This is a genomic window from Mesorhizobium sp. M1406 (genome assembly GCF_040317555.1).
Taxonomy (GTDB): Bacteria; Pseudomonadota; Alphaproteobacteria; order Rhizobiales; family Rhizobiaceae; genus Mesorhizobium.
Genome location: NZ_JAMYKW010000001.1, coordinates 372,441 through 398,017, shown reverse-complemented (window position 1 = coordinate 398,017; position 25,577 = coordinate 372,441). Strand labels below are relative to the sequence as shown.

Here is a 25,577-nt window from a genome sequence, read left to right as displayed (position 1 = left end):
CCCAGTATGAACAGACCGGCAAAGCTTCTAAGCGTCGGCGCGCTGACGCTCGACACCATCCTGCGTGTCGAGACACTGCCCGTGCATCAGGGCAAGTTCATCGCCTCCGACAGCGTCCAGATCGCCTCGGGCATGGCCACCAGCGCTGCCTGCGCCGCGCACCGCCTGGGCGCCGAGGTATCGCTTTGGGCGAGCGCCGGCGACGATGTCATCGCCGACCAGCTCATCGCCAGCGTCGAGGCCGAAGGCGTCGATTGCACCTTTGTGCGCCGCGTCAGAGGCGCCCGCTCGGCGCTGGCCTCGATTCTGGTCGACGCGCATGGCGAGCGCATCATCGTGCCGTTCTATGACAGGCTTGCCCAGGCCGATCCCGAAGCCTTGCCGGTCGCCGACCTCTCCGCATTCGATGCCGTACTGGTCGATGTCCGCTGGCCAGGTGCGGCAGCACTTGCCCTGAAGGCGGCGCGCGCCGGTGGCCGGCCGGCGATCCTCGATGCCGACACCGCTCCGCTGGAGGTCCTGGAACAGCTGTTGCCGCTCGCCACGCACATCGTTGCATCGGAGCCGGCGGCTCGCATTGTCTGCGGCCAGGCGCTCGATCCGGAAACGGCTTGCGCCGATCTCGCCAGCCGCACCGACGCCTTTGTCGCGGTGACTGGCGGCGCGGCGGGGAGTTGGTGGCACGACCGTTCCGCAGGCCGTGTGCGCCACGTCGCGGCGCCGAGAATCAAAGCGGTCGACACATTGGCCGCCGGCGATGTCTTTCACGGCGCCTTCGCCGTCGGCCTGGCGGAGGACATGCCCGTCGAGCAGGCTTTGCGCTTTGCCAGTGCGGCCGCCGCGCTCAAATGCCTGCGCTTCGGCGGCAGGCTTGGTGCGCCGAATAGAGCCGAGACGCTGGCCATGGTTGCCGCGACCTGGCCCGCCTGAAACAGACTTAGGTCTTTGCCGGGTGTTCGACCGCCTGGCGGCCAAAATCGGGCACGTCGATGTCCTGGCCGGCCTCGATGATCGAGCGGCGCACGGCGCGGGTGCGGGTGAACAGGTCGAAGAGTTTTTCGCCGTCACCCCAGCGGATCGCGCGTTGCAGCGACGCCAGATCTTCCGAGAACCTCGCCAGCATTTCGAGGATGGCATCCTTGTTGTGCAGGCACACATCCCGCCACATGGTCGGGTCGGAAGCGGCAAGGCGGGTGAAGTCACGAAAGCCGGAAGCCGAATATTTGATCACCTCGGACTTGGTTACCGACTGCAGATCATCGGCGGTGCCAACGATGTTGTAGGCGATGATGTGCGGCAGATGCGAGACGATGGCCAGCGTCATGTCGTGATGCTGGGGATCCATCGTATCGATGTTGGCGCCGCAGCGGCGCCAGAATTCCGACAGCCGTTCCAGCGCGTCCGGGTCGGTATCGGGCAGCGGCGTGAAGATACACCAGCGATTGTCGAACAGGTCGGCGAAACCGGCATCGGGGCCGGATTTTTCCGTGCCCGCCAGCGGATGACCGGGAATGAAATGGACGCCGGCCGGCACATAAGGCTGCATCTGCGCGATGACGGATGCCTTGGTCGAGCCGACATCGGTCAGGATCGCGCCCGGCTTCAGCGCCGGTGCGATTTCCTCGGCCACGGTGCCGGACGAGCCGACCGGCACCGAGACGATGACCAGATCGGCATCGCGAACCGCCTCCTTCGCATCGGTGGTGTAGCTATCGCCGAGCCCAAGTTCTTTCGCTCGCGCCAGTGTCGCGGCACTGCGGGTCGAGATAGCGACGTGGTGGGCCAGACCCTCGCGGCGGATGACGCGGGCCAGCGACGAACCGATCAGGCCGATGCCGACCAGCGCGATCTTTTCAAACATCGGTGATGTCATGGCGTTCTAGCTTTTCAGGAATGTCGTGAGTGCGGCGACAACGCCGCGATTGGCCTCTTCGGTGCCGACGGTCATGCGTAACGCGTAGGGAAAGCCGTAGCCGGAAACGCGCCTCAATATATAGCCGCGCGCCGTTAGATACTCATCCGCCGCAGCTGCGGAATGTTTGTCGTCCTCGGGAAAATGAACGAGGATGAAATTGCCGACGCTCGGCGTCACCCGCAGTCCAAGCTTTGTGAACTCCTCGCTCAGCCATGCCAGCCAGATCTCGTTGTGCGCGACGCTGCGCTCGATATGGGCGCGGTCGCGGATCGCCGCGATGCCGGCCTCGATCGCCGTTGCATTGACGTTGAAGGGGCCACGCACGCGGTTGATCGCATCGATGATGTGCATCGGCGCGTACATCCAGCCGATCCGCGCCCCGCCAAGGCCGATCTTGGAGAAAGTGCGGGTCATCACCACGTTCTCGGCGCTGCCGACCAGTTCGATGCCGGCTTCGTAATCGTTGCGGCGGACATATTCTGCATAGGCCGCGTCTAACACCAGAAGCACGTGCTTTGGCAGACCGGCATGCAGGCGGCGCACTTCCTGGAACGGCACATAGGTGCCGGTCGGGTTGTTGGGATTGGCGAGGAACACGATCTTGGTGCGCGGCGTGACGGCGGCCAGGATGGCGTCGATGTCGGCGCGCTCATCTTTTTCCTTGATCGTCACCGGAACGGCACCCGCCGACTGGATGTAGATCTTGTAGACCATGAAGGCGTGTTCGGTGATGACAGCCTCGTCGCCGGGCGCCAGATAAGTCTGCGCCAGCAGGCCGAGGATCTCGTCGGAGCCGTTCGAGCAGATGATGTTGGCCGGGTTCAGGCCATGCACTTCGGCGATCGCTTCGCGCAGCCGCCTGGCGGTGCCGTCGGGATAGATATCGAGCTTTCCGGCAATCTCGCGCGCGGCTTCGATCGCCTTTGGCGACGGACCGAGCGGGTTCTCGTTCGATGACAGCTTGTAGACCTTGGCGATGCCGGCCGGCGCCGTGCTCTTGCCCGGCACATAGGCATCGATGTCCATGATGCCCGCGCGCGGGGTTGGACGTGCCTTGTCCGGTGTCTGGCTCATGTCGTAAAATCCGTCGAGAACGCTCCTCAGGGAAGCCGCAGCGGAAATACAAGCCGTGGCCCGCAATGTCGAGAGGTGACCGCCTCCGGACAAAGGCTGGCCGTTGACGCCAGCACGCCACGGGCCTAGAAGGGTGCGAACTTCCGTGGTGATTTGGCCGGTCGGCTTGCAGCCACGTTAAACAACTTGCTAAAGGGCCGCTTGCATCCTGTAACCGGCTTTGCGACTGCAATGCCGGTTTTTTGTTGTCCGCGCCGGCCGGATACCGCATCGGCATCGATTTTCGAAAAACACGGTGCAGGGATCAAGGTGTGAGATGGATGCAATGGCCGCTCTGCGTGCTCGCAAAACCAACAACGAGGCCGACCAGCCATCGAGCCCGGTTTTGCGTTTTGGGCCTGACAAACCGCTCAAGCTGGACGCCGGTACGCTGCTGTCGCCGTTCCAGATCGCCTACCAGACCTATGGCACGCTGAACGACGCCCGCTCCAACGCCATCCTCGTCTGCCATGCGCTTACCGGCGACCAGCACGTCGCCAGCACCAATCCGGTGACCGGCAAGCCGGGCTGGTGGGAGGTGCTGATCGGCCCCGGCAAGATCATCGACACCAGCCGCTTCTTCGTCATCTGCTCCAATGTCATCGGCGGTTGTCTGGGGTCCACCGGACCGGCCTCGACCAATCCCGCCACCGGCAAACCCTATGGGCTCGACCTGCCGATCATCACCATCCGCGACATGGTGCGCGCGCAGCAGATGCTGATCGACCATTTCGGCATCGAAAAGCTGTTCTGCGTGCTTGGCGGCTCGATGGGCGGCATGCAGGTGCTGGAATGGGCGTCGAGCTACCCGGAGCGCGTCTTCTCGGCGCTGCCGATCGCCACCGGTGCGCGCCATTCCTCGCAGAACATCGCCTTCCACGAGGTCGGCCGGCAAGCTGTCATGGCCGATCCGGACTGGCATGGCGGCAAATATTTCGAACACGGCAAACGCCCGGAAAAGGGCTTGGCGGTGGCGCGCATGGCCGCCCACATCACCTATCTGTCGGAGGCCGCCCTGCACCGGAAATTCGGCCGCAACCTGCAGGATCGCGAAGCTCTGACCTTCGGCTTCGACGCCGACTTCCAGATCGAGAGCTATCTGCGCCACCAGGGCATGACCTTCGTCGATCGCTTCGACGCCAATTCTTACCTCTACATGACGCGGTCGATGGACTATTTCGACCTCGCCGCCGACCATGGCGGCCGGTTGGCCGACGCCTTTGCCGGCACCAAAACCCGCTTCTGCCTGGTGTCCTTCACCTCGGACTGGCTGTTTCCGACCGAGGAGAGCCGCTCGATCGTGCATGCGCTCAACGCGGCCGGCGCGTCGGTATCCTTCGTCGAGATCGAGACCGATCGCGGTCACGATGCTTTCCTGCTCGACGAGCCGGAACTGTTTGCCGCCATCAACGGCTTCATCGGCTCGGCGGCCCGGGCGAGAGGATTGAGCCAATGAGCGTCAACCGCGACCAGCGCGTCGACCTCGAGGTCGTCGCCAATCTCATCCCGCCGCGGTCCCGCGTGCTCGATGTCGGCTCGGGCGACGGCTCGCTGCTTGAATTGCTGCAGGACACCAAGCAGGTCGACGGCCGTGGACTCGAGCTGTCGCAGCGCGGCGTCAACGAATGCGTGGCGCGCGGCCTCTCGGTCATCCAGGGCGATGCCGACAAGGACCTCGAATTCTATCCCGACAAGGGCTTTGACTTCGTCGTCCTGTCGCAGACGCTGCAGGCCACCCGCAACCCGAAGCTGGTGCTCGACGAATTGCTCAGGATCGGCAACCGGGCGATCGTGTCCTTCCCCAATTTCGGCCATTGGCGCGTGCGCCTTTCGCTGTTCCTCAACGGCCGCATGCCGGTGACCAAGGACTTGCCCTATTCCTGGTACGACACGCCCAACATCCATTTCTGCACCATCCGCGACTTCGTCAATCTGTGCGACGAACTCGGCGCAACCGTGGAAAAAGCAACCGCACTCGACGCCAATGGCCAGAAGATCGGCCTGTCGATGCCGTGGTGGTTTTGGAATTTCTTCGGCCAGCAGGCTGTGTTCTTACTGAAGCGGTAGTCTTGATCGCCATGCATCTTTTTCGTAGGCGCCCTCTGCCAGTTGAAATCCCGCCGGAAATGCTGGCTGGGTTGAAAGCCGGAATTCTCATCTGCACCTCACCGCGCAGCGGCAGCAATCATCTGGCCGGATTGATGGCGGCCACCGAGCTTGGCAACCCCCTCGAGTGGTTCGGTGGCCGCCGTGTTCTCGCAATGCCGAACTATCCTCGCGATCCCCGTGCCCAGGTTTTGCGTGCATTGAAAGATGGGCGGTCTCCCTCTGGAATTTACGCTGCCAAACTGTTTGCAAGCCAGTTTTTGCAGGTGGCCAAGACTGTGGATCTCCCAGCCAGCCTTCCAGGACTGCACTACGTGCGCTTGACTCGCCGCGATCTCCTTGGTCAGGCAATCTCTTGGTCACGCGCTCGTCAGACCGGTCGGTTTCGCTCTACTGAGGCTGTTCAGAACTCACCACGCTATGACGGCGCATCGATAGCGGAGGCCCTTGAAAAAATCGTGCTGGAGAATCTGTCGTGGGACATCTGGCTTGCAAAAAACGGATTGTCTTTCCTGTCCTTGACATACGAGGAACTCTTGGCAAATCCACAGGCCAGCCTTGAGAAAGTCGCGGGTCTGGTAGGCGCGCAACTCACATTTGAATCTGCTGAATCTGCACCAGCCCCCAGTTCAGGTCTCGAAATCCAACGAGACAACGTCAATAGGGAGTGGAGGGAGCGCTTCTTGTCGCAATACTCGGACCCCTCAAAATTCAACCTCAGCAATCATCGCGCTTTCGGCACTCTTAGAAACCTGGGCCAGCGTCCGATCTGATCGAAAAGGCGATGTGAAGATCATAGGTGACAAGGAGCGCTTTGCGAATCTACTGCCGCTTGATCCGTAGGGTTGTCTTTACATTGGGTTGCGGCGACGATAGCCACCTAGACGCTGATAAATGGTCGGTGCAGAGATGGTTGAGGAACGCGCAACATACTCGCTCGTCTTGGAAATGGAGAACGCCAAATCCATAGATTGGGGCGAAGTCGGCGTTGGACTGAAGGCGCTGGCGCGTGAAATCACTTCGGTTTCCTCAGCCGGCTTGGCCAGACCGAAGGTTGTCATCTCCCACGGCGGAACAGAGGCGGATGCAAAAACGCTTCGTAGCGACATCACAGCGGAAGCGCCGCAACTGGAACGAGTTGCCGACGTCATCTTTGCCGCTTGCCCAGGAGGGCGATATTACGACCTGAAGAATAATGGAATCTTGAAAGCCGATGGGGACGTAATTGTCTTATCCGACTCAGATACCGTAGCTGAACCCGGATGGCTATCAACTTTACTTGAGCCGTTCGCACAATCTGAAATTGTTTGCGTGAACGGATATACCTACCTATTGCATGATGACTTCTTTTCTAGAACGTTTGCCTTGATTTGGTTTTTTCCAATGGCACATGGGGACGGGAGATTTGCTTCAAAGAGGGCAATTAATGCCAATAATGTAGCTTTTCGGCGCGACTGGATTACAAAAAATCCTTTTCCAAAACATAATGGGTTCAAAGTCTCCTGCACATTGCTGATGCGCAAGCTAAAACTTGAAGGTCACAAGATCTATAACGTCAATGCACGCGCTTATCATTACTCGCCACGTGGCTGGAAATTCTTTTACTGGCGTGCACTGGTAACCGGTCGCGATGCCGACCGCAAATATGTGGAGCTTAGTGCGCCTAGCCGCACGCAACGGGTGGCGAAGTCTTTCAGCCGATGGTTCACCATGTCGTGGCGCACAACACGACGTATCGTTGGCCATGCCCGAGAAGCAGGGATGCCGCTTTGGCAAATTCCATTTTCCCTGATTGTCGGTCAGGCATTTTATGGCTTGGCGTTTTGGGGCCAGTTCAGTTTCGCTGCCGGCATGGTTCGCGACGAAATCGAGACCGTGCCTGACTATGTCGGGCACAGCTAGGCGATTTATCGCGATCCCTTGCGCCACGCCCGCAACGTTGGATTGGTCTGGGACCAGTCAACTCAGAACATCCGTGGCCTTGTGCGGATATTCGACGCCATCGGCGAACACCACGTCGGACTCTGAATTGTCCGTACGCAGCGCCAATATCGCCTGGTAGGCCGGCGAGCTGTACCAGTTACGCGCATGCTGCCTGTCGGGAAATTCGATGATGATCAGATGACCAGGCCAGTCGTTCTCGATCACCTCCACATCGCCGCCATGAATCAGAAAACGGCCGCCGAAAGGCTCCAGGCATCGATCTTGTGCAGATATTCGACGATCTGCGGGCCCATCGTGGCCTGGCGCATATGGGCAACGGCGTAAGCGGCCACATGATTTGTATTCCCTTTGTATCGAAGCCGACCAGCTGGCCTCGCAACAGCAATCTGCTCAAACGTTGAACGCAAAACGATTACGTCCGAGGTAATGGAATACGCGCTATCGGTCGCGCATGTCGCTTCCGTGGTGATTCGCAAATGCTCTGTCCGGCAGTGCTGTTGCAATTGGAGCGCTAACAATGGGAATTCGTTATCTCGCGCGGGCCAAGGACCGGCACGGTGAGTGACACGGGCAGCTGGTTTTTGTAACGTCACATCGACTATGAGGTGTAGCGGAAAGGAAAGTCCGATCCATTCGACCGTTCTGAAAATCGAAAAGTCCTGGATAGACGCGCGACCCTGCGCAGGAAACAGCTGACACGACATGGCCGGGATCATCGAACCGACCCCTCTCATCACGGTCATAACGCCGACCCACGATCGGCGCGAATCAGTGTTGCGCGCCGTGGAAAGCGTGCTTTCCCAGAGCATGCCAAGGTTCGAGCATATTGTCGTTGACGATGGCTCGACCGATGGAACCGAGGCGGCGCTCGCCCGCATTCAAGACCCGCGGCTGATCTATGTCGGCGCGAAATGGCGAGGCGCCAACGCCGCCAGGAATGCCGGCATCGAGCGAGCGCGGGCGCCCGTGGTGACGTTCCTCGATTCGGACGACGTCTACCTGCCGCACCGGCTTGAACGGACCCTGGCCTGCTTCGATGACAATCCGACTCTTCAGGTGCTGATCAGCTCTTTTGTCTCCCTGAAGGGCAACCGCGCCACCAATTGCGTCAACCGCGACGCATTCGTGAGCCCGACGATGCTGGAACGGACGCTGGTCGCGCAGACGATCTTCATCGCCGGCTCCGCGATAACCGCCCGCCGCGAGGCCTTGCTGGGCATTGGCGGCTATGACAGCGACATCACCCGGATGCAGGATCGCGAATTGCTGCTGCGGCTTGCCCGCCGCCATGGCGCGCGTTTGTCCGAGGACATCGACTGGACGAAATACAATTCGGAAAACTCGATTTCGGGCCGCCGTAACGGCTATGTCGAAGCCTATGCGAACCTGATGGGCAAACATCCGCATATTGCCGACGCCTACCCGCATATTCCGCCCTACATGATCTCACGGCAGATTATCGCCGATATCCTCCGAGGCCGGATACCTCAAGCATTTGAGGGCTACATGGCCAATCGCTCGTCGACAGCGCTCGGCTACTCGTTGCCGGAGCTACTGCACGGCTATGTCCATGGCCGGCGCTGGCGCCGCGATCTCTACAACGAGTTCCGCGACAAGTTTGGCGCCCGACCGGCCTGATTGCATGTCGCCCAAAAGTGTCCAGCGGTTTTGGGACAACGGCATGCACGACAAGTCCCGGCAAGGCTCACCGGTCAAGTTCCGGAAAATACGGATCTGACAGGAACCGCCTGTCCCGCTCGCCTTGCAGACAGTCTATCGGCGTGGCCGCGTCGACGGGGATGATTCTCGCCTTGTTCTGAATGCCGCTTACTTCGAGGATCAGCTTGCGCCGGATGGCCGTCGAAAATTCGGCGGCCGCATAGATCGGCAGCACGAAGGAACCGGGGCCCCCGATCACGCACTGCGCATAATACTGGTCGAGATGACTGAAGGTGGGCGATGGGCTGATCAGGATCGGCAGGCCATTGACGACGATGCCTTTTGCGGTCGCCGCATCGCGCGTCGCGGTGACCGGCGGCCCGATATTGTTCGGACCGTCACCGGAAATATCGATGACGCTGCGTTCGCCCTCGAAGGACGTGCGATCGAAAAGCTCGGTGCCGAAGGCCAGCGCACCGGAAATCGAGGTGCCGCGGAAGCTCCGGAACGGGCGGGCCGCAACCTTGTCGGCAAAGCTGTTGGCGCTCTCGGCGCTGTCGATGATCTGCCAGCCGATGACCGCGTCGTCGCGCACCGTGCCGGCCCATTCGAAATAGGTGAGCGCGATCCGGCCCGTGGGGCCGGCGCGAACAGCCTTGATAAAGTCGGGATGCCGCAGCGCCTCGACATAACCGGCGCGCTGCAGGGCGAACTCCTTCTCGTCCATCGATAGCGAGATGTCGACCGCCAGCACCAGCTCGACGTCGACCGCCAGCGCATCCGGCGGCAAGGCGGCGGGAGCGGCCTGGGCGCAGGCGAGACAGGCAAGCAGGCGCAGAGCATCAAGCATGGCCGTGGCCAGGGTTGTTTCTCCCGACAAGCTTGCTGCGCGATCACGGCAAAATAAAGCTTTGCACCCCTCGCCTGGATATCAGCTTACTTTCTCGCGGCGAGCGACGGCAGGCGGCGGTTCGATCGCGCCGGCCCTGACGCGGGCGGGCTTCAGAGCTGGAGCGCCGGAATCCTTGACGATCGTCAACGCGCGAGGAAAGAACTGATTGTTGTGCTGGCCCTGCCCGATGTTGAGGATCGCAGTCCCAGGCAAACGCTTCTCGAGCATCGTCAGCACCCGCCGTAGCGACGGGCCGTCGAACGCATCCAGCGCTTCATCGATGATCACCCATTTCGGCCGCCGCAAGGCGAGCCTGGCGAAGGCCAGCGAGCGCTGTTCGTCATCGCCCAGCTCGTGGTCCCAGCGCCCGGCGCGGTCGAGTGACGACGACAGCCGTTCGAGACCGACCTCGGCGAGCACCGCCGAAATGTCGGCATCGCTCGCCGGCGCGGCTCCATTCGGATGATCAAGCACCTCGCGCAACGTACCGACCGGGAAATAGGGGACGCGCGGCACGAATATTGGGGATTCCCCCGCCGGCAGGCTGATCCGGCCGCTTCCCCATGGCCACAGGCCGGCAATGGCGCGGAAGAACAGCGTCTTGCCGGCGCCCCGGTCGCCGGTGATCATGACGCGCTCGCCGGGGCGGATTTCGACATGCTGGTCGGCCAGCCTGGTGCAGCCCTCCGGCGAGGCCACTTCGAGCTTCTCGAAAGTCAGGCTGCCATTGGCGTTTTCGCCAAAGGCGATGCGCCTCTCCGTGTCGTGCAGCACATCGGTTTCGTCGAGCGCGATGCGGAAGTCGGCGACGCGCATGAGCGTGGCGCGCCAATCGGCGATACTGCCGATGTTGTTGATGAACCAGCGCAAGGACGAGTGAACCTGGTTGAAGGCGCCCACCGCCATCATCAGTCCGCCAAAGCTGATATCGCCTGAGAAATAGACCGGCGAGGCGACCAAGATGGGTGCCACGACCGTGATCCAGCCATAAGTGTCGGTCACCCAGGCCAGGTTGATCTGGGCGCTGTAGATGCGCCGCATGGCGCCGAGCACCGTGCCGAGGTCGAGTTCGAGCCGTCGCCTGGCGTCGGCCTCGCCATGGTACAACGCAATGGCATCGACATTTTCGTTGACGCGCACCATCGAGGAGCGCAGCTCGGCTTCGCGCGTGTAGCGGTCGCTGTTCAGGCCGATGAGCGGGCGTCCGACCAGCCAGCTCAACCAGGAGGCGGTGCCGGCATAAAGGATGGCAGCCCAGACCATGTAGCCCGGTATGGCCAGCGCGGTCCCGCCGATGTGGAAGACGAAGCCCGAGGACAGCTCCCACAGCACGCCGACGAAGGATACGAGCAGGATGAGCGACTGCAGCAGCCCGACACCGAGGTCGGTCGACAGGTCCGAGAGGTGCGCCGCATCCTGCTGCATGCGCTGGTCGGGATTGACGCCGATGGCGCCTGCATTGGCCAGCCGGAAGGCGCGCGCGGGCCTCGTCCACTGGTCGATCAGGTCCAGCGTCAGCGCCTGGCGCAGCTTGAGCCGGATCATCTGGTTGAGCCAAGTCTGGCCGACATTGAGCACCAGCAGCCCGCCAGCAATGGCTGCAAAGACGAGAAGCTGGTGCAGGAAGGCCGCCATGTCGCGGCGCGCGAGCGCATCGTAGAAAGGCTGATTCCAGCGGTTGAGGAGAATCTGGCCGATCGACGTTGCAATGATCACGGCCATGATGCCGACCGATGTCCAGAGCAACCACTTGCGAACCGGCGATCCCGCCAGCGCCCGCCTGATCGTCGCCACCTGATCGCTCAGGCTGCTGGCTTCGACCGCCACGGCAACCGGCTGAAAGGTGGCGGCATAGTCCGGTTGATCAGCCATGGCCGGGATCCTTGCGTTCAGTGCTGAAACCGGTTGGAGAGACTTGAAGGCATCCGTCGTTCAAATGGACTGCCAGATGCGCTGTCAAGATGCGCTGTCAGTCCACTTGCGACAGATAGGCAGGGAAACGACGCCGGGCACTCTTGCCGTGATCACGAAGCCGTCACCCGCGCAACCGATGGCTTGGCATCCCCGGGCTCATTTCGGCGGCCGAGCCGGGTTGCGCCATGCGGCGACAGCACCGGCACGAAGACGCGGCGCGAGGCGCGCTGGGCGACCGGCACGCCTTGATAGAGCCGCTTCTGTGCCTCGACGACGATGACCCCGGAAAAGATCGGCCATAGCCGCCGGCCGACGCGTTCCAGCACATTATGGAACCGCATCATGAAGCGCCGCCGCGACGGCGGAAAGAACAGCGCATCGGACCATGAGGCGGGCGTGAAATTCGCCTCGCGCAGCAGTTCGGTCAGCTGGCCGCGCGAGAAAGGCCGGCCATTGCCGAACGGCGTGTGCTCGAAGCGCGCCCAGACGCCGCGCCGGTTGGGCACGACGATGACGACCCGGCCCGCCGGCGACAGCACACGCCAGATCTCGTTCAGCGTCTCACGCGGGTTCTCGACATGTTCGAGCGAATGGACGAGCAGCATGCGGTCGATGCAGGAATCGACCAGCGGCAACTCCTCGTCGAAGACCAATGCCGTCGCCGTCGGCCCCGTCGCCGGCCACACCACCGCGCCCTGCGTTGCCGGCATGAAGGCGAAGACCCGCTCGGCATCGGCGCCGAAGCGCTCCAGCCAAGGCAAGGTGTAGCCGAGACCGACCAGCCGCTCGTTTGGCACGGCTGCCCATATCGACGACAACGCCATTGTGATCGAATGCTCGGCGAACCGGCCGAGCGTTGTCGAATAGAAGGAGCGAAGATCGACGATGTCGGAATGCATGGCAGGGATGTAGCCGTGATATCGTCGGGTTTCAACAAAAGGCCTTGATGACCGGATGACATCCGCGAGCCAGCGCCCTATGTCTGCGGCGATTCCCGCATCGGCCCGAAAATCGGTTTCGATTTCGGAAAGCACGATGCAGCAGATAAAAAGTGTCAGAGCGTCCTTTGTGCGTCCAACTGGACGCACAAAGGACGCTCTAACGGAGAGATGCGATGCCGGTCGAAATCGAACAGTTCATGTGCCGCACCGACAATTTTGGCGTGCTGGTGCATGACCCCAAAAGCGGCCAGACCGCGATCATCGACGCGCCCGAGGAAGCGCCGATCCTGGCCGCGCTCAAACGCACCGGCTGGACGCCGACGATGATCCTGACCACGCATCATCATGCCGACCATGTCGAGGCCAATCTGGCGCTCAAGGCGCGCTTCAAACTGCGCATCGTCGGCCCGGAAGCGGAAAAGGCCAAGATCCCCGGCATCGACGAAACGGTCGAAGACGGCTCGGTTCTTCACCTTGGTGATGAAAAGATCGAGGTGATCGCCACGCCCGGCCACACAGCCGGCCACGTCTCCTACTATTTGCCTGGATCGAAAGTGGCGTTCACCGCCGACACGCTGTTTGCGCTGGGGTGTGGGCGGCTGTTCGAATGCAAGCCGCCGATAATGTATGATTCGCTGAAGAAACTGGCGGCGCTTCCGGCTGAAACGGTCGTCTATTGCGGCCACGAATACACGCTCTCCAACGCTCGTTTCGCGCTGACCGTCGACCCGACCAATTCGGCGCTGAAGGAACGCGCCGCCAAGATCGAGGCGCTGCGCACCGCCGACAAGGCGACGCTGCCGACGACGATCGGCGAGGAACTGTCGACCAATCCCTTCCTGCGCTGGCACGATCCGGCGATCCGCAAGCATCTTGGGCTGGAGAAAGCCTCGGACGCCGAGGTCTTCGCCGAAATCCGCAAGCGCAAGGATAATTTCTAGAGCCCGGTGGTATCCTCGAAGCCATGACCAGCTCCGCCGAAATCATCGCGACGCTTGGCCTGAAGCCGCATCCGGAAGGCGGCTGGTACGCCGAGACCTTTCGCGATGACGCCGGCGGTGCGCGCGGCCATTCGACCGCGATCTATTTTCTGCTGGAACGGGATCAGGTTTCGGCCTGGCACCGGGTCAAGGACGCCGCCGAGGTCTGGCACTTCCATGCCGGCGCCCCGCTGGCGCTGGCGATGTGGGAAGAAAGCAGCGCCGTTGTCGAGCAGGTGCTCGGCATCGATCTCGCAGCCGGCGAGCGGCCGCAGATCGCCGTCCCGGCAGGCCGGTGGCAATCGGCGCGCAGCCTGGGCGAATGGACGCTGGTCGGCTGCACGGTCGCACCGGGTTTTGACTTCGCCGCCTTTGAGCTGGCAGCACCTGGCTGGCAGCCGAAACAACCCTAACGCAACAAGAACCCAAGCGTGATCGCGAGTTGGGCCGCGTAGTAGAGCACCCAGACGGCAAAGCGCATCCAGGCGCGGTGCGGCGAGATGGCGGCCACCAGGAATTTCTCCGTGGCGAGCAGACCGTCCGATGCCATGAACAACATGGCGCCGCCGATAATCCAGACGCTGCTTGTCGTCAGCGCCGAAACGCCCATCGCCAGGATCGCAGCGACATAGACGGCGATCGGAACGCGCAGGCCGAGGCCGACGCGTCGCCACAGCGCCGCCAGCATGACGATCGCAAACACCGCCATGGCCAGCGCGATCGCGCCACGCCACGATTCGGCGCCCAGCAATTCCAAGCCGCCGCCGCTGCGCAGGAACAGCACGACATAGACTATATGGGCGACGAGAAAGCTGGCCAGCCCGCCAAGAAAGGCCTTTTCGCCGTCGCGCGACAGGAAGGCGTCGCCAACGGCGCTGAGCGCGAGCGCGGCGACCAGCAGCAGCGGCCCGCCTTGCAGCGCCGCCAGCACGGCAAGCATCGCCACGGCAAGCGTCTTTGCCGCCGAGCGTGCGAGCGTCGGCGGCATGCCAAGCGTGAAGGCGTAGATCACCGCCGCCGCCAGCGAAAAGATCAGCGTTGCGTTGGCGTTGGCGTCAATGCCGCCCGGGAACGGCATCGTCATGCCCCGGCTCTGCTTTCGGATGCCCCGGCTCCGCTCTCGGTCACGGCGGGCTTGCGCAGGAACAGCGACTTTGCCGCCAAGGCCGCCCCGCCGGTGATGAGCACACAGGCGGCGACGATGCGCAGCGATGGCTCGGCGACACCGGCCGCGATCAGCACCAGCGTCGACAACAGCGGTGCGGCGTAGCTTGCGGCACCCAGTACCTGGATGTTGCCGCGTTTGACGCCGATGTCCCAGGCGTAGAAGGCAGCACCGACCGGCATCAGGCCAAGGCCAAGCACGGCCAGCCACTGCCCGGCGCCGTCAGGCAGAACCGTTTGTTCCAGCGCCAAGTGGCAGGCGAGCGACAGCACCGCGGTCGCGGCGCAGAACCAGGTGACGATGCTGGTCGGCACCGACGGGAAGCGCCGCGACAACAGCGAATAGGACGACCACAGCACGGCGCAGACGGCGGCCATGGCATAGCCGAAGGCGTAGCGGGCGTCGAAGGCCAGCCCGCCGCCCTTGGTGACGATCAGCACGGTACCTGCAAGGCCGAGCAGCGCGCCGACGACATGGTTCCAGGCCAGGCGCTCGCCCGGCATCAGCGCCGAGCCAAGCACGATCAGCAAAGGCCACAGATAGGCGATCAGGCTCGCCTCCACCGTCGGCGCATTGCGCAGCGCGGTGAAGTAGAAGAAATGGTAGCCGAACAGGCCGGCAATGCCGATCAGCCAGACTTGGCGAGGGATTTTCTGGCCCTTGTCGGGCGCCGGCATGAACAGCCGCGCGACGAGCCCGACCCCGGTGCCGATCGAGAAGGTGATCGCCGACAGCAGGAACGGTGGCACCTGGCCCGACCTATCGGTGAGCAGCGCCAGCAGCGCCCACATGGCGACCGCCGAAAAACCGATCAGCGTTGCGCGCGCCATTCCGTCTCCAGTGGCGCGCGTATGGCGCCTGCCCTACTGTACTGCCTCGAAACGCCTGGCGCTGATGGTCAAGGTGCCGATCTGCGTGCCCACCGTGGCGTGGATCGGCGCATATACGCCAGTTTGGCCGAGCGATGCAAACGTCACCATCATGCGGCTGCGGTTCTTAAGATAATTCAGCGCCTTGCGGCCCTTGCGGTAGCCCGCCACCGGCTCGAAGCCCATTCGGCAGGTGATGGTGTCGCCCTTGTAACCCGGCACCGAGATCGTGCCTTTCGAAGCGTAGGTCAGTGTCAGATCGGCACGCATCTCGCCGTCATAGAACCTCACCGTGCGGCCACAGACCTGGTCGAGACTGTCGGCATGGATGACGGTGGCGGCCAGCGGATCGAGCACGGAGACCAGATCGCCGGCACCGATCGGCACCCAGCTCTTGGGGTCGCGCTTGCCCGGCGCCGGGACGACCCGCGTCGAGGTGACCGCGCCATCTGCAAAGCGGATGTCGACCGTCGATGCCTTCTTGCCAGAGGTGTAATCGGCACGGAACGCCCGCGGCACCATCTTCTTGCCCGAAATCGTGCCTTTCGACGAGATCGTGCCGCGCGTGTCGTCGAACAGCCTGGCCAGACCCGCGGCGGTAACGCTGCCTTCGATCGCGTAGGCGCCGTTCTCATAGTGGCTGGAAAACGTCGATTTCGCGATCGAAAGACCAAGGAACGACACTGTGTACTCACCCTTGAACGACTGTGGCGAGGCAGCAGAAACGGCGGACGGCAAGGCAATGGCGAGCAGGGCAGCAAGGGCATGGCAACGAAGCATGGCGGGATCGGGTCCTTGATTTTCGGCCGGAGGCGGGCAACTCCGGTCTGGCATGTCCCTATGAGACCGCTTATAGGATGAATTCCGGCCTTAATATGAAATGCCGGGCGCGTCCGTGGGGAAGCCGGTGCTTGACGCCTCGGCGAAATGCAACTATGGAACGCCAACTTTTTCCATAAGGCCGCCTGACCAGAACCGCGCGCCACCCGGCGTGGGCACAAAGGTTTGGCAGACCCCGAGAACTGAAGGTTAGAACCATGTCCCGCACCTGCGAACTCACTGCCAAGGCAGTCATGTCCGGCAACAATGTGAGCCACGCCAACAACAAGACCAAGCGTCGCTTCCTGCCGAATCTCGTCAATGTGACGCTGATTTCGGAAGCGCTGAACCAGAATGTGCGCCTGCGCATTTCGGCCAACGCGCTGCGTTCGGTCGAACATCGCGGCGGTCTCGACGCCTTCCTGGCCAAGGCCGACGTCAAGGAATTGTCGCAGCGCGCCCGTCTGTTGAAGAAGCAGATCGCCAAGAAGATCGCCGAGCAGCCCGCTGCCTGATATCGTTTAAAGGCGGGGGACGAACCGCCCTGGCCAACCTCTTGTTGGCCTTGGGCATCGGATGGAACCCGCAAGGTTTCGGCAATCCGATGCTCAAATACGAAGCGAGCATCGCCCGGATGGGCATGATGCTCCGCTGGTTCCATTACCCAGGATAAAAAAATGACTTCGTTCTCGCGATACCTGCCATTCGTGGCCGCCATGGCGCTTGTCGTCGTGGCGTCGAACATTCTCGTGCAATTCCCGATGCAGGGCCAGATCGGCGGCCTGTCGCTGGCCGACCTTTTGACCTGGGGCGCCTTCACCTACCCCTTCTCGTTCCTGGTCACCGATCTCGCCAACCGCCGCTACGGGCCCACCGTGGCGCGCAGGATCGTCTTTGTCGGCTTCATGACGGCGGTGGTTTGCTCGATCCTTGTCCCGCCCTTCCTGTTCCGCCACGGCCTGATCGAATTCGAGACCGCCGCCGACCGGCTGGTGCGCATCGCGGCGGCGTCCGGCGCGGCGTTCCTTTCCGCGCAACTGCTCGATGTGACCGTGTTCAACCGGCTGCGCCGGCAGAGCTGGTGGCGGGCACCGATCGTCGGCACGCTGGTCGGATCGGTGTTCGACACCGCCGTGTTCTTCACCGTCGCGTTTTCGGCCGCGTTTGCCTTCGCTGGCCCGAACGACAGCTTTGCGCTTGAAACCGCACCTTTGATGGGCGTCTTCCATGTCGATGCCATGCGCTGGGTTTCCTGGGCGCTTGGTGACCTGTCGGTGAAGCTGATCATCGCGGTGGTCGCACTCATCCCCTACCGGCTGCTCGCCACCCGCTGGAGTCAACCGGCCGTCACGGCTTAAACCATGATCCCGAAAAGTGGGACCCGGTTTTCGGAAAAGATAATGGTCGGACAAAGGCCATGATTCCGTGGGTCCAGCTAGACTCCGCGAAGACCCCGGATGGCGCACAGGAGCTTCGCCTCAAGCGGCGTGGCACCGAATTCTCGATCATGCTCGGCACCAACGAGCTGATGAACAGCCGTCTCAGCGGCTCCGAGGAAGCGCTGGCAAACTTGTCTTGCCAAAGGATTGCCGGCCATCGGCAGCCAAGGATCCTGATCGGCGGGCTTGGTATGGGCTTTACGCTGCGGGCCGCACTCGCAGAGCTCGGCAATGACGCCAGCATCGTCGTCGCGGAGTTGGTCCCGGCGGTCGTAGCCTGGGCACGCGGTCCGATGGCCGAGATCTTTGGCGGCTGTCTCGACGATCCGCGCGTCATCATCCGTGAGACCGACGTCGGGCAGTTGATACGCTCGGAGCCCGCCGCCTGGGACGCCATCCTGCTGGATGTCGACAACGGCCCGGAAGGCATCGTCCACAAATCCAACGATGCGCTTTACAGCCTGCAGGGACTGGGCGCTGCGCGCGGCGCCCTCAAGCCGGGTGGCGTCCTGGCGGTTTGGTCGCAAGGCCCTGACAGCGGCTTCACGCGGCGGCTGAAGCAGGCAGGCTTTACGGTCGAAGAGGTCAACACGCGCGCCAACGGCAAGCGTGGCGCGCGCCATGTCATCTGGATAGCCGCCAACGGCTCACGATCCTGACCGGATGCCGTCGTAGCTCTATTAATGAACGGTCGACCCCCACTCCGTCGAGCTTCGCTCGCCACGCTCGCCGATCGACGGGTAGAGGAAGGACATGCGTTCGCCCACCAAGCTCGATCCTCTCCCTCCGGAGGGAGGAGAGTTGGCGCTGCGAAGCAGCGACGGAGTTGGGGAAGGCGTCCGACCAAAATCGAACCCGCCGTCCTCGACTTCAGGTCCGCGGTTGGAACGTCGCTCAATCCTGGTGCAGGATGAATTCCAGATAGAGATTGCGCTGCAGGATCGAGTGGTTGTCGTCGGAAATCATCGACACCATCAGCGCACCGTCGTCGCGGGTCCAGACGTCGAGCCCTTCCATGTTATCAATCTGATAGCCCATGTCGGCTTCCAGCAGTACCGGCCCGTCGGCGACAGCGCCCTTCTCGACGCTCTCGCCATAGATGCGCCGCAGCCGCATCTTGACGCCTCTGGCCATCGAAAAACTGCGCTCCAGAAGCAACAGGTCGCCATCCGGCAGGAAGGCGCCGTCGGTGATGTCGAAATCGCCGTTGCGCTTGACGGTAAAGACGCCCTTGTGCGGCCCTTCGATGATGGCAGCGTAGATGTTGCCGGCCTTGTCGAGGCTCTTCTCGGAGACCACCACCAGCCCGCCCTCATGCTGGCCGTAGGCATTGGCATGGGTGACGGTCTCGAAGCCGCGATTCTGGCGCAGCTCGTGGGCCGGAACCACGAAATCCAGCTGCCTGAACGGCGCCTTCATGTCATGGGAGGCGATCTTGAACTGGGCGACGCGGTGGTTGCGCTCGAAGCCGACGGTGGCAATGCCGTCCTTGACCGCGAGGCCTTCCGCATCGACCTCCCATTTCTTGTCGATCGGCCGACCCGTCTCGTCGACCATCTGCTGCATGCGGAAATTCTGGATACCGTATGGCCGCTTGTCGGCGTCGCGGACCACCGTGCCGAAGAACCAGAACCCGGTGTCGGCAACGCCAATGAAGTCGCCGCCGGCTTTCAGGAAGCGGAGGGCCGACAGCGCACCGAAATCGCGCGTCGGCGATGTCATCTCCAGCCCGCCGACGAATTCGAGCGTACCGAACTGCTTGCCGGCACGGCCAATGTGGAATTCGGTGATCGGGCGGGCCGAGACCTCGACCGGTTCGACCGAGGTGGAATCAGCCGAACCGGCTGCAGCCGAAGCCATGCCGGTAAGCAGGGCGATGGCAGCGAAAAGCGTTTGCCGAAAGCAATTCCAGGAAAAGTATGAGACGGTTTTCCCGGGAAAAGCGCATGGCACTTTCCCTTGGGAATTGCGTAAGAACAAAGAGTTGGAGCGGTTCGGCATTTCCGTGAAACGATGAGCCGCTCTAGAACCGCCGCGCGAAAAGATCATCCGGCGCGCCGCATGCCGCCGCGCCGCGTATCCTTGGCGCTCTCCTCGGCGAACAGCGAAGCCAGCTGCTCGGTCATGGCGCCGGCCAGTTCCTCGGCATCGACGATGGTGACGGCACGGCGATAATAGCGCGTGACATCATGGCCGATGCCGATGGCCAGCAATTCCACCGGCGAGCGCGTCTCGATCAGCTCGATGACCGCGCGCAGATGGCGCTCGAGATAATTGCCAGGGTTGACCGACAGCGTCGAATCGTCGACCGGCGCGCCGTCCGAGATCATCATCAGGATCTTGCGCTGTTCCGGCCGTGCGATCAGCCGGTTATGCGCCCACAACAGGGCCTCGCCGTCGATGTTTTCCTTGAGCAGGCCCTCGCGCATCATCAGGCCGAGATTGCGCCGTGCCCGCCGCCACGGATGGTCGGCCGATTTGTAGATGATGTGGCGCAGATCGTTGAGCCGGCCGGGGTTCGGCGGCTTGCCGTCCTTCAGCCACTTCTCGCGCGCTTGCCCGCCCTTCCAGGCCCGCGTGGTAAAGCCGAGGATCTCTACCGAGACGCCGCAACGCTCCAGCGTGCGCGCCAAAATGTCGGCGCAGGTGGCGGCGACCGTGATCGGCCGGCCGCGCATGGAGCCGGAATTGTCGAGCACCAGCGTCACCACCGTGTCGCGGAATTTCGTGTCGCGTTCCTGCTTGAAGGACAGCGGCTGCATTGGATCGATGACGACACGCACCAGCCGCGCCGGGTCGAGGTAGCCCTCTTCCAGGTCGAAATCCCAGGAGCGGTTCTGCTGCGCCATCAGCCGGCGCTGCAGCCGGTTGGCCAGCCGGCCGACGACGCCCGACAGGTTGGCAAGCTGCTTGTCGAGGAAGGCGCGCAGCCGGTCGAGCTCTTCTTCCTCGCACAACTCCTCGGCGCCGACCGTCTCGTCGAAAGCGGTGGTGAAGACCTTGTAGTCGATCTCCTTCGGCAGATTGGTGAAGGGATTGTCGTTGCGGCGCGCCTCGCCAGGCGTCTCGGCGTCCGCATCATCATCGTCGGACAGGTCGTCGGCGGTGGCGTCGGAGGCTTCGGTCTCGGCCGACTGCTCGTCATCGGCCGATGCCTCGGCATCCTCGGACTGCGACTGCTCGGAGCCGGAATCCTCTTCGCCGCCCTCCTCGCTCTGCTCCTCGCCTTGCGGCTGGTTGTCGTCATTGTCCTCGGAGTCTTCCGTCTCCTGGTCGTCGCCGAGTTCCTCGGCCATCTCCATGGAGGCGAGCATCTCGCGCACGACGCGGGCGAAGGCCTGCTGGTCGCCGAGCTTGGCCGACAATCCGTCGAGGTCGGCCTTGGCCTTTTCCTCGACCCAAGGGCGCCAAAGTTCGACCAGCCGCTCACCGCTCTTCGGGATCGGGCGGCCGGTCAGCTTCTCGCGCACCATCAGGGCGAGTGCTTCCTCGATCGGCGCGTCGGCCTTGTCCTTGACGTCGACGAGGTTGGCCTTGGCGTATTTGTCCTCCAGCATCGAGCCGATGTTGTCGGCGACGCCTTGCATGGCGCGTGAGCCGATCGCCTCGACGCGGGCCTGCTCGACCGCATCATAGATGGCGCGGGCCGCCTTGCCTTCCGGCGCCAGCTTGGTGTGGATGCGTACATCGTGGCAGGCGCGCTTCAGCGCCATGGAATCGCCAAGCCCGCGGGTAATCGCAATGTCGGTCTTCGACGCCTTCTTCGGCAGTTCGGGCAAACGCGCCCGGCTGCCGGCGAGTGCGGGCCTATCCTTGGCGAAGCCGACCTCGAGTTCCTTGTCGCCGGCGATGGCACGCATGCAGACGGTGACGGCGCGCTTGAAGCTGTCGGCTTCAGACCCCGTCTTCGACTTGTTGCGCGTGTTGTCGCCCGGACCGGCCATCGAGACTCTGCTTAGCCCAGCACCACGTTGGCCGCGCTCTCGGGCAGATCCTCGCCGAAGGCGCGCTGATAGAACTCTGCCACCACCGAGCGCTCGAGCTCGTCGCACTTGTTGAGGAAGGTCAGCCGGAACGCCATGCCGATATTGCCGAAGATCTCGGCATTTTCGGCCCAGGTGATGACGGTGCGCGGGCTCATCACGGTCGACAGATCGCCATTGATGAAGGCCGAGCGCGTCATGTCGGCGACGCGCACCATCTTGTTGACGATCTCCTTGCCCTTGGCGTCGCGATAGTGCTTGGCCTTGGCCAGCACGATGGCGACTTCATTGTCGTGCGGCAGGTAATTCAGCGTGGTGACGATGGACCAGCGATCCATCTGCGCCTGGTTGATCTGCTGCGTGCCATGATAGAGACCGGTGGTATCACCCAGGCCGACCGTATTGGCGGTCGAAAACAGCCGGAAGGCCGGATGCGGGCGGATAACCCGGCTCTGGTCGAGCAGCGTCAGCCGGCCCGACGATTCCAGCACGCGCTGGATGACGAACATCACGTCCGGACGGCCAGCATCGTACTCGTCGAAGCACAGCGCGACATTGTGCTGGTAGGCCCAGGGCAGGATGCCGTCGCGGAATTCGGTGATCTGCAACCCATCCTTGACGACGATCGCGTCCTTGCCGACGAGATCGATACGGCTGACATGGCTATCGAGATTGACGCGCACGCAGGGCCAGTTGAGGCGGGCGGCGACCTGTTCGATATGGGTCGACTTGCCTGTGCCGTGATAGCCCGACACCATGACCCGGCGGTTGTAGGCAAAGCCGGCCAGGATCGCCATCGTCGTGTTCTTGTCGAACAGATAGTCCGGATCGATGTCGGGCACATGCTCTGATGTCACCGAATAGGCCGGCACAACCATCTTGGACTCAAAGCCGAATTTCTCCTTCACCGACACCGTCGTGTCGGGCAGGTTGGCGATGTCGCGATCGACCTTGTTCATATCTCTCAACGTCTCCACGGGCGAAAAGCCTGATTTCGCCGGCAATCGATTTTGTCCGGGGGCGGTCTTAGAGCCTTTTCCAACCTTATGAAAGTTGGAAAACGACACGAACCGTATGGTCGCTCAGCACAGGCCCGCCTGTTTGAGCACGCGATAGGCCTGCAGCACATCGCGGAACCGGTCTTCCGAACCTCTGTCGCCACCATTCGCATCCGGATGGTGGAGTTTCACCAGTTCCTTATAGCGCGCCTTGATCTCCTTGCCAGTCGCCTTTGTATCAAGGCCAAGCGTTTCCAGCGCCTTGGCCTCAAGCGGCTTGGCCTTGCGCGCGCGCGCCTCGCGCGGATCCTTTGGCCCCTTGAACAGGTCGAACGGGTCGCGCATGCGGTTGTAGTAGCCGGCGCGGCCGGAACGCATCTGCGCCACATCCGGCGACGAACGCGTCGAGGCGCCGTTGACGCCCATCTTCCAGGTCGGCCGGTGACCGGTCATCGCTTCCTTCTGGAAGCGCGCGACCTCGGTGTCCGGCACGCCGGAGAAATAGTTGAAGCCCTTGTTGTACTCGCGCACATGGTCGAAGCAGAAACGGAAATACTCGCCCTCCTTCATCCGCCCGACCGGCGCGCGATGGGTGCCCGCCTCCTTGCAGCCGTCCCACTGGCAAATCGGCGAGTGCGACTTTAGCTCCGCGTCCTTGTCGGGGCGGACGCGAATCTTCTCGAAATATTTGGGGTACGGCTTCATCTAACCCATTTATGGGGCGTTCGCAGATGCGAAACAAGAATTGACATTTTCGCGATCATCGCCCTAACCGCTGAATCGCGGCATAAAGCAGGCGAATGGCGGATTTTGTTGCACGGCAGCGACTTTTGCGAAGACCGATTTTCGGTTTCAGGCTGATGCGCCAGCCATATGTGGTGAAGGGAGACGGCGATGTCCATACAGGCGACCATGGAAGACAAGCTCAACAAAGCATTTTCGCCGGAGCGGCTGGTCATCATCAACGAGAGCCATCTCCACGCCGGCCATCACCACCACGGCTCCGAACATCACGGCGCCTATGACGGCACCGGCGAGACACATTTTCGCGTCCGCGTCGTCGCTTCCGCCTTTGCCGGCATGAGCCGCATCGACCGCCACCGCGCCGTCAATGAACTGCTTGCCGACGAACTGAAAGCCGGCGTGCACGCGCTGGCGATCGAACCGGCGGCTCCCGGCGAAAAGACCCGCTGGTAGCCAAGGGTCCGACGCCCACTTTCCGCGCGCTCAGAGCACCGCTTCGATGAGGAACGGCCCGCGCCGCGACAGGGCACTGTCCAACAGCGCGTCGAACCGCTCGCACGTATCGGCGCGGGCCGCCTCCACGCCCATGCCTTTGGCCAGCGAGACCCAGTCCAGCGAGGGATGGTCGAGGTCCAGCATGCGCTTGGCGTTCTCGCCGATCGCCTCGACGCCGACATTCTTCATCTCGCCATGCAGGATCGCATAGGCCCGGTTGGAAAACACGATCGTCACCACGTCGAGATTCTCCCTGGCCTGGGTCCACAGCCCCTGCACGGTGTACATGCCGCTGCCATCGGCCTCGAGATTGATCACCTTGCGGTCCGGACAGGCGATCGCCGCCCCGGTCGCCATCGGGATGCCCCCGCCGATCGATCCGCCTGTGCCCATCATGTAGTCGTGCGGCGCGGCAAAGGCCGATAGCGCGAAGAAACGCCGCGCCGAGGTAACCGCTTCATCGCAGACGATCGCATCGGCCGGCAGTTTGCGCGCCACCGACAATGCGATGGCATCTTCCGTCAGCCTGCCGCTCGGCGGTGTGTCGTCGGGAAAGGCGGTCGCGAACGCCTGTTGTTGCGCCGGCTTTATGCCGAGTTCGTCGCGCAGCGCCTCCAGCGCCGCATTCAGATCGCTGCCATGGCCGGCCAGCGTCAGCACCTGGCACCCCTCACGGACAAGCCGCCCGGGCTTTCCCGGATAGGCGAAGAAGGCAACCGGCTCCTTCGCGCCGACCAGCACTAGAACATCGATATCCCTGAGCACCGCCGTCGCCGCATCCACCGGATAGGGGATGCGGGTCGGCGCGACTCGCCCGCGCCCGCGTTGCATGCGGGCGATCAGGACGTCGCTGAACAGACGGACATCGCTGCCTGTCGAAATCCGCCCCGCGATGGCAAGCCCATCGGCTCGTGCGGCCTTCCCGCGAACGACCATGCCAACGCGACCCGGAGCGGCACGGATCGCTGCCGCGACCATGCGCACGGCGTCCATGTCGACGGCGGGCGGCGGCGCCAGCCTTACCTTACCGACCGAAGCCGCACCGACTTCACCCCAGGCCGCATCGGCCGGCAGGATCAGCGTCGTCACGCCGGGAGGCGTCAGCGATGCGCGCAAGGCCGCCTCGGTCGCCGGCGCGACATCGTCCGGGCCACCGATGCGGCGCACCCAGTTCGACATCGGCGCCGCGAGGCTCTCTATATCGCTGGTCAGTGGCGCATCGAGCGGCAGATGGTAGGAGGCATGGTCGCCGACAATGTTGATCATCGGGCTGAGCGCGCGCCGCGCATTGTGCATGTTGGCGAGACCATTGGCCAAGCCGGGACCGGTATGCAGCAGCGTCGCGGCCGGGCGATCGGTCATCCGCGCATAGCCATCGGCGGCCCCCGTCACCACGCCCTCGAACAGGCCGAGGACGCAACGCATCCGCGGTTTGCGGTCAAGCGCTGCAACGAAATGCATTTCTGACGTGCCGGGGTTGGCGAAGCAGACCCTCACATCATTGGCCAGAAGCACGTCACACAGGACATCGGCGCCGTTCATGCAATTCTCTCCCGATCAAAGAGAGCACTTGCACCCGGGGGCGCCCGCACGGCAATATC

General features: G+C 62.8%; 25 protein-coding genes, 1 pseudogene and 1 riboswitch. Of the genes and pseudogenes, 12 read left to right on the top strand and 14 right to left on the bottom strand.

Annotation, left to right across the window (positions count from 1 at the left end; genetic code table 11):
* Positions 1–6 precede the first annotated feature (6 nt).
* Entirely contained in the window at positions 7–930 is a 924-nt protein-coding gene (locus NKH03_RS02005) for a sugar kinase (RefSeq protein ID WP_352966876.1), read from the top strand.
* A 7-nt stretch (positions 931–937) separates the two neighbouring features.
* Here the strand turns inward: NKH03_RS02005 and NKH03_RS02000 are convergent, their stop codons facing one another.
* Both NKH03_RS02000 and hisC read right to left on the bottom strand, forming a co-directional pair.
* Entirely contained in the window at positions 938–1,873 is a 936-nt protein-coding gene (locus tag NKH03_RS02000) for a prephenate/arogenate dehydrogenase family protein (protein ID WP_352966875.1), read from the bottom strand.
* A 6-nt stretch (positions 1,874–1,879) separates the two neighbouring features.
* On the bottom strand, positions 1,880–2,989 hold the full coding sequence (gene hisC, locus NKH03_RS01995) for a histidinol-phosphate transaminase (RefSeq protein WP_352966874.1): 1,110 nt from the start codon (positions 2,987–2,989) through the stop codon (positions 1,880–1,882).
* 135 nt (positions 2,990–3,124) lie between these two features.
* Positions 3,125–3,202: riboswitch (SAM riboswitch) on the top strand.
* A 112-nt stretch (positions 3,203–3,314) separates the two neighbouring features.
* Between hisC and metX the strand changes: the two genes are divergently transcribed.
* The 4 genes from metX (at position 3,315) to NKH03_RS01975 (ending at position 7,036) form a co-directional block, all read left to right on the top strand.
* A complete protein-coding gene (gene metX / locus NKH03_RS01990) occupies positions 3,315–4,484 on the top strand; it encodes a homoserine O-acetyltransferase MetX (RefSeq protein ID WP_352867951.1) in 1,170 nt (389 codons plus the stop codon).
* A complete protein-coding gene (gene metW, locus NKH03_RS01985) occupies positions 4,481–5,095 on the top strand; it encodes a methionine biosynthesis protein MetW (RefSeq protein WP_337123558.1) in 615 nt (204 codons plus the stop codon). The genes metX and metW overlap by 4 nt, the downstream gene beginning before the upstream one ends.
* Positions 5,096–5,106: 11 nt before the next feature.
* Positions 5,107–5,907, top strand: a complete 801-nt coding sequence (locus NKH03_RS01980; protein WP_352966977.1) for a Stf0 family sulfotransferase — start codon at positions 5,107–5,109, stop codon at positions 5,905–5,907.
* Between the two features lie 121 nt (positions 5,908–6,028).
* Complete coding sequence (locus NKH03_RS01975; protein ID WP_352966873.1) at positions 6,029–7,036, top strand: glycosyltransferase; 1,008 nt, start codon at positions 6,029–6,031, stop codon at positions 7,034–7,036.
* A gap of 57 nt (positions 7,037–7,093) precedes the next feature.
* Here NKH03_RS01975 and NKH03_RS01970 read toward each other — a convergent pair.
* Positions 7,094–7,410, bottom strand: a pseudogene (locus tag NKH03_RS01970) (DUF1330 domain-containing protein).
* 370 nt (positions 7,411–7,780) lie between these two features.
* Here NKH03_RS01970 and NKH03_RS01965 point away from each other — a divergent pair.
* Positions 7,781–8,716: a glycosyltransferase family 2 protein gene (locus NKH03_RS01965; protein ID WP_352966871.1), complete on the top strand. Its 936-nt coding sequence runs from the start codon at positions 7,781–7,783 to the stop codon at positions 8,714–8,716.
* Between the two features lie 67 nt (positions 8,717–8,783).
* Here the strand turns inward: NKH03_RS01965 and NKH03_RS01960 are convergent, their stop codons facing one another.
* From NKH03_RS01960 to NKH03_RS01950, 3 genes are all read right to left on the bottom strand, one after another.
* The gene (locus tag NKH03_RS01960; protein ID WP_352966869.1) at positions 8,784–9,587 is read right to left on the bottom strand and encodes a DUF1194 domain-containing protein; all 804 of its coding nucleotides are present in this window, start codon (positions 9,585–9,587) and stop codon (positions 8,784–8,786) included.
* Positions 9,588–9,668: 81 nt separating this feature from the next.
* Positions 9,669–11,501 (bottom strand): ABC transporter ATP-binding protein/permease, encoded by a 1,833-nt coding sequence (locus NKH03_RS01955; RefSeq protein ID WP_352966868.1) that lies wholly within the window; start codon positions 11,499–11,501, stop codon positions 9,669–9,671.
* A 152-nt stretch (positions 11,502–11,653) separates the two neighbouring features.
* On the bottom strand, positions 11,654–12,442 hold the full coding sequence (locus NKH03_RS01950; protein WP_352870748.1) for a class I SAM-dependent methyltransferase: 789 nt from the start codon (positions 12,440–12,442) through the stop codon (positions 11,654–11,656).
* A gap of 215 nt (positions 12,443–12,657) precedes the next feature.
* Here NKH03_RS01950 and gloB point away from each other — a divergent pair, with 215 nt between their 5' ends.
* Positions 12,658–13,425: a hydroxyacylglutathione hydrolase gene (gene gloB / locus NKH03_RS01945; RefSeq protein WP_352966866.1), complete on the top strand. Its 768-nt coding sequence runs from the start codon at positions 12,658–12,660 to the stop codon at positions 13,423–13,425.
* A gap of 23 nt (positions 13,426–13,448) precedes the next feature.
* Complete coding sequence (locus NKH03_RS01940; RefSeq protein ID WP_352966865.1) at positions 13,449–13,877, top strand: cupin domain-containing protein; 429 nt, start codon at positions 13,449–13,451, stop codon at positions 13,875–13,877.
* On the opposite strand, the gene NKH03_RS01935 is transcribed toward NKH03_RS01940, so the two are convergent.
* The 3 genes from NKH03_RS01935 to NKH03_RS01925 are packed head-to-tail and all read right to left on the bottom strand — an operon-like array spanning position 13,874 to position 16,278.
* Positions 13,874–14,548 carry a lysoplasmalogenase family protein gene (locus tag NKH03_RS01935; protein ID WP_352966864.1) on the bottom strand — a complete coding sequence of 225 codons (675 nt, stop codon included), beginning with the start codon at positions 14,546–14,548 and terminating at the stop codon, positions 13,874–13,876. The genes NKH03_RS01940 and NKH03_RS01935 overlap by 4 nt on opposite strands.
* On the bottom strand, positions 14,545–15,459 hold the full coding sequence (gene yddG, locus NKH03_RS01930) for an aromatic amino acid exporter YddG (RefSeq protein ID WP_352966863.1): 915 nt from the start codon (positions 15,457–15,459) through the stop codon (positions 14,545–14,547). The genes NKH03_RS01935 and yddG overlap by 4 nt, the downstream gene beginning before the upstream one ends.
* Positions 15,460–15,492: 33 nt before the next feature.
* Positions 15,493–16,278 carry a DUF3108 domain-containing protein gene (locus NKH03_RS01925; RefSeq protein ID WP_352966861.1) on the bottom strand — a complete coding sequence of 262 codons (786 nt, stop codon included), beginning with the start codon at positions 16,276–16,278 and terminating at the stop codon, positions 15,493–15,495.
* A gap of 257 nt (positions 16,279–16,535) precedes the next feature.
* Here NKH03_RS01925 and rpmB point away from each other — a divergent pair, with 257 nt between their 5' ends.
* The 3 genes from rpmB to NKH03_RS01910 all read left to right on the top strand — a co-directional run bounded on the left by rpmB (position 16,536) and on the right by NKH03_RS01910 (position 18,415).
* A complete protein-coding gene (rpmB, locus tag NKH03_RS01920) occupies positions 16,536–16,832 on the top strand; it encodes a 50S ribosomal protein L28 (RefSeq protein WP_056583698.1) in 297 nt (98 codons plus the stop codon).
* Between the two features lie 162 nt (positions 16,833–16,994).
* Complete coding sequence (locus NKH03_RS01915; protein WP_352966860.1) at positions 16,995–17,675, top strand: queuosine precursor transporter; 681 nt, start codon at positions 16,995–16,997, stop codon at positions 17,673–17,675.
* Between the two features lie 59 nt (positions 17,676–17,734).
* Entirely contained in the window at positions 17,735–18,415 is a 681-nt protein-coding gene (locus tag NKH03_RS01910; RefSeq protein WP_352966858.1) for a spermidine synthase, read from the top strand.
* Between the two features lie 235 nt (positions 18,416–18,650).
* On the opposite strand, the gene NKH03_RS01905 is transcribed toward NKH03_RS01910, so the two are convergent.
* From NKH03_RS01905 to NKH03_RS01890, 4 genes are all read right to left on the bottom strand, one after another.
* Positions 18,651–19,616 (bottom strand): esterase-like activity of phytase family protein, encoded by a 966-nt coding sequence (locus NKH03_RS01905; RefSeq protein WP_352966857.1) that lies wholly within the window; start codon positions 19,614–19,616, stop codon positions 18,651–18,653.
* A gap of 185 nt (positions 19,617–19,801) precedes the next feature.
* Positions 19,802–21,700 (bottom strand): cobaltochelatase subunit CobT, encoded by a 1,899-nt coding sequence (gene cobT / locus NKH03_RS01900; RefSeq protein WP_183448136.1) that lies wholly within the window; start codon positions 21,698–21,700, stop codon positions 19,802–19,804.
* 11 nt (positions 21,701–21,711) lie between these two features.
* A complete protein-coding gene (cobS, locus tag NKH03_RS01895; protein ID WP_109671608.1) occupies positions 21,712–22,698 on the bottom strand; it encodes a cobaltochelatase subunit CobS in 987 nt (328 codons plus the stop codon).
* Positions 22,699–22,821: 123 nt separating this feature from the next.
* Positions 22,822–23,442, bottom strand: a complete 621-nt coding sequence (locus NKH03_RS01890; protein WP_352870737.1) for a J domain-containing protein — start codon at positions 23,440–23,442, stop codon at positions 22,822–22,824.
* A 189-nt stretch (positions 23,443–23,631) separates the two neighbouring features.
* On the opposite strand from NKH03_RS01890, the gene NKH03_RS01885 reads away from it, so the two are divergent.
* Entirely contained in the window at positions 23,632–23,934 is a 303-nt protein-coding gene (locus NKH03_RS01885) for a BolA family protein (RefSeq protein WP_352870736.1), read from the top strand.
* A gap of 30 nt (positions 23,935–23,964) precedes the next feature.
* On the opposite strand, the gene NKH03_RS01880 is transcribed toward NKH03_RS01885, so the two are convergent.
* On the bottom strand, positions 23,965–25,518 hold the full coding sequence (locus NKH03_RS01880; protein WP_352966856.1) for an acetolactate synthase large subunit: 1,554 nt from the start codon (positions 25,516–25,518) through the stop codon (positions 23,965–23,967).
* Positions 25,519–25,577: the final 59 nt, after the last annotated feature.

What these genes read in the sequence shown, in the direction of transcription:
- NKH03_RS02005 (WP_352966876.1), top strand. Translation starts at nt 7, where the DNA reads ATGAACAGACCGGCAAAGCTTCTAAGCGTCGGCGCGCTGACGCTCGAC.
- NKH03_RS02000 (WP_352966875.1), bottom strand. Translation starts at nt 1,873, where the DNA reads ATGACATCACCGATGTTTGAAAAGATCGCGCTGGTCGGCATCGGCCTG.
- hisC (WP_352966874.1), bottom strand. Translation starts at nt 2,989, where the DNA reads ATGAGCCAGACACCGGACAAGGCACGTCCAACCCCGCGCGCGGGCATC.
- metX (WP_352867951.1), top strand. Translation starts at nt 3,315, where the DNA reads ATGGCCGCTCTGCGTGCTCGCAAAACCAACAACGAGGCCGACCAGCCA.
- metW (WP_337123558.1), top strand. Translation starts at nt 4,481, where the DNA reads ATGAGCGTCAACCGCGACCAGCGCGTCGACCTCGAGGTCGTCGCCAAT.
- NKH03_RS01980 (WP_352966977.1), top strand. Translation starts at nt 5,107, where the DNA reads ATGCATCTTTTTCGTAGGCGCCCTCTGCCAGTTGAAATCCCGCCGGAA.
- NKH03_RS01975 (WP_352966873.1), top strand. Translation starts at nt 6,029, where the DNA reads ATGGTCGGTGCAGAGATGGTTGAGGAACGCGCAACATACTCGCTCGTC.
- NKH03_RS01965 (WP_352966871.1), top strand. Translation starts at nt 7,781, where the DNA reads ATGGCCGGGATCATCGAACCGACCCCTCTCATCACGGTCATAACGCCG.
- NKH03_RS01960 (WP_352966869.1), bottom strand. Translation starts at nt 9,587, where the DNA reads ATGCTTGATGCTCTGCGCCTGCTTGCCTGTCTCGCCTGCGCCCAGGCC.
- NKH03_RS01955 (WP_352966868.1), bottom strand. Translation starts at nt 11,501, where the DNA reads ATGGCTGATCAACCGGACTATGCCGCCACCTTTCAGCCGGTTGCCGTG.
- NKH03_RS01950 (WP_352870748.1), bottom strand. Translation starts at nt 12,442, where the DNA reads ATGCATTCCGACATCGTCGATCTTCGCTCCTTCTATTCGACAACGCTC.
- gloB (WP_352966866.1), top strand. Translation starts at nt 12,658, where the DNA reads ATGCCGGTCGAAATCGAACAGTTCATGTGCCGCACCGACAATTTTGGC.
- NKH03_RS01940 (WP_352966865.1), top strand. Translation starts at nt 13,449, where the DNA reads ATGACCAGCTCCGCCGAAATCATCGCGACGCTTGGCCTGAAGCCGCAT.
- NKH03_RS01935 (WP_352966864.1), bottom strand. Translation starts at nt 14,548, where the DNA reads ATGACGATGCCGTTCCCGGGCGGCATTGACGCCAACGCCAACGCAACG.
- yddG (WP_352966863.1), bottom strand. Translation starts at nt 15,459, where the DNA reads ATGGCGCGCGCAACGCTGATCGGTTTTTCGGCGGTCGCCATGTGGGCG.
- NKH03_RS01925 (WP_352966861.1), bottom strand. Translation starts at nt 16,278, where the DNA reads ATGCTTCGTTGCCATGCCCTTGCTGCCCTGCTCGCCATTGCCTTGCCG.
- rpmB (WP_056583698.1), top strand. Translation starts at nt 16,536, where the DNA reads ATGTCCCGCACCTGCGAACTCACTGCCAAGGCAGTCATGTCCGGCAAC.
- NKH03_RS01915 (WP_352966860.1), top strand. Translation starts at nt 16,995, where the DNA reads ATGACTTCGTTCTCGCGATACCTGCCATTCGTGGCCGCCATGGCGCTT.
- NKH03_RS01910 (WP_352966858.1), top strand. Translation starts at nt 17,735, where the DNA reads ATGATTCCGTGGGTCCAGCTAGACTCCGCGAAGACCCCGGATGGCGCA.
- NKH03_RS01905 (WP_352966857.1), bottom strand. Translation starts at nt 19,616, where the DNA reads ATGGCTTCGGCTGCAGCCGGTTCGGCTGATTCCACCTCGGTCGAACCG.
- cobT (WP_183448136.1), bottom strand. Translation starts at nt 21,700, where the DNA reads ATGGCCGGTCCGGGCGACAACACGCGCAACAAGTCGAAGACGGGGTCT.
- cobS (WP_109671608.1), bottom strand. Translation starts at nt 22,698, where the DNA reads ATGAACAAGGTCGATCGCGACATCGCCAACCTGCCCGACACGACGGTG.
- NKH03_RS01890 (WP_352870737.1), bottom strand. Translation starts at nt 23,442, where the DNA reads ATGAAGCCGTACCCCAAATATTTCGAGAAGATTCGCGTCCGCCCCGAC.
- NKH03_RS01885 (WP_352870736.1), top strand. Translation starts at nt 23,632, where the DNA reads ATGTCCATACAGGCGACCATGGAAGACAAGCTCAACAAAGCATTTTCG.
- NKH03_RS01880 (WP_352966856.1), bottom strand. Translation starts at nt 25,518, where the DNA reads ATGAACGGCGCCGATGTCCTGTGTGACGTGCTTCTGGCCAATGATGTG.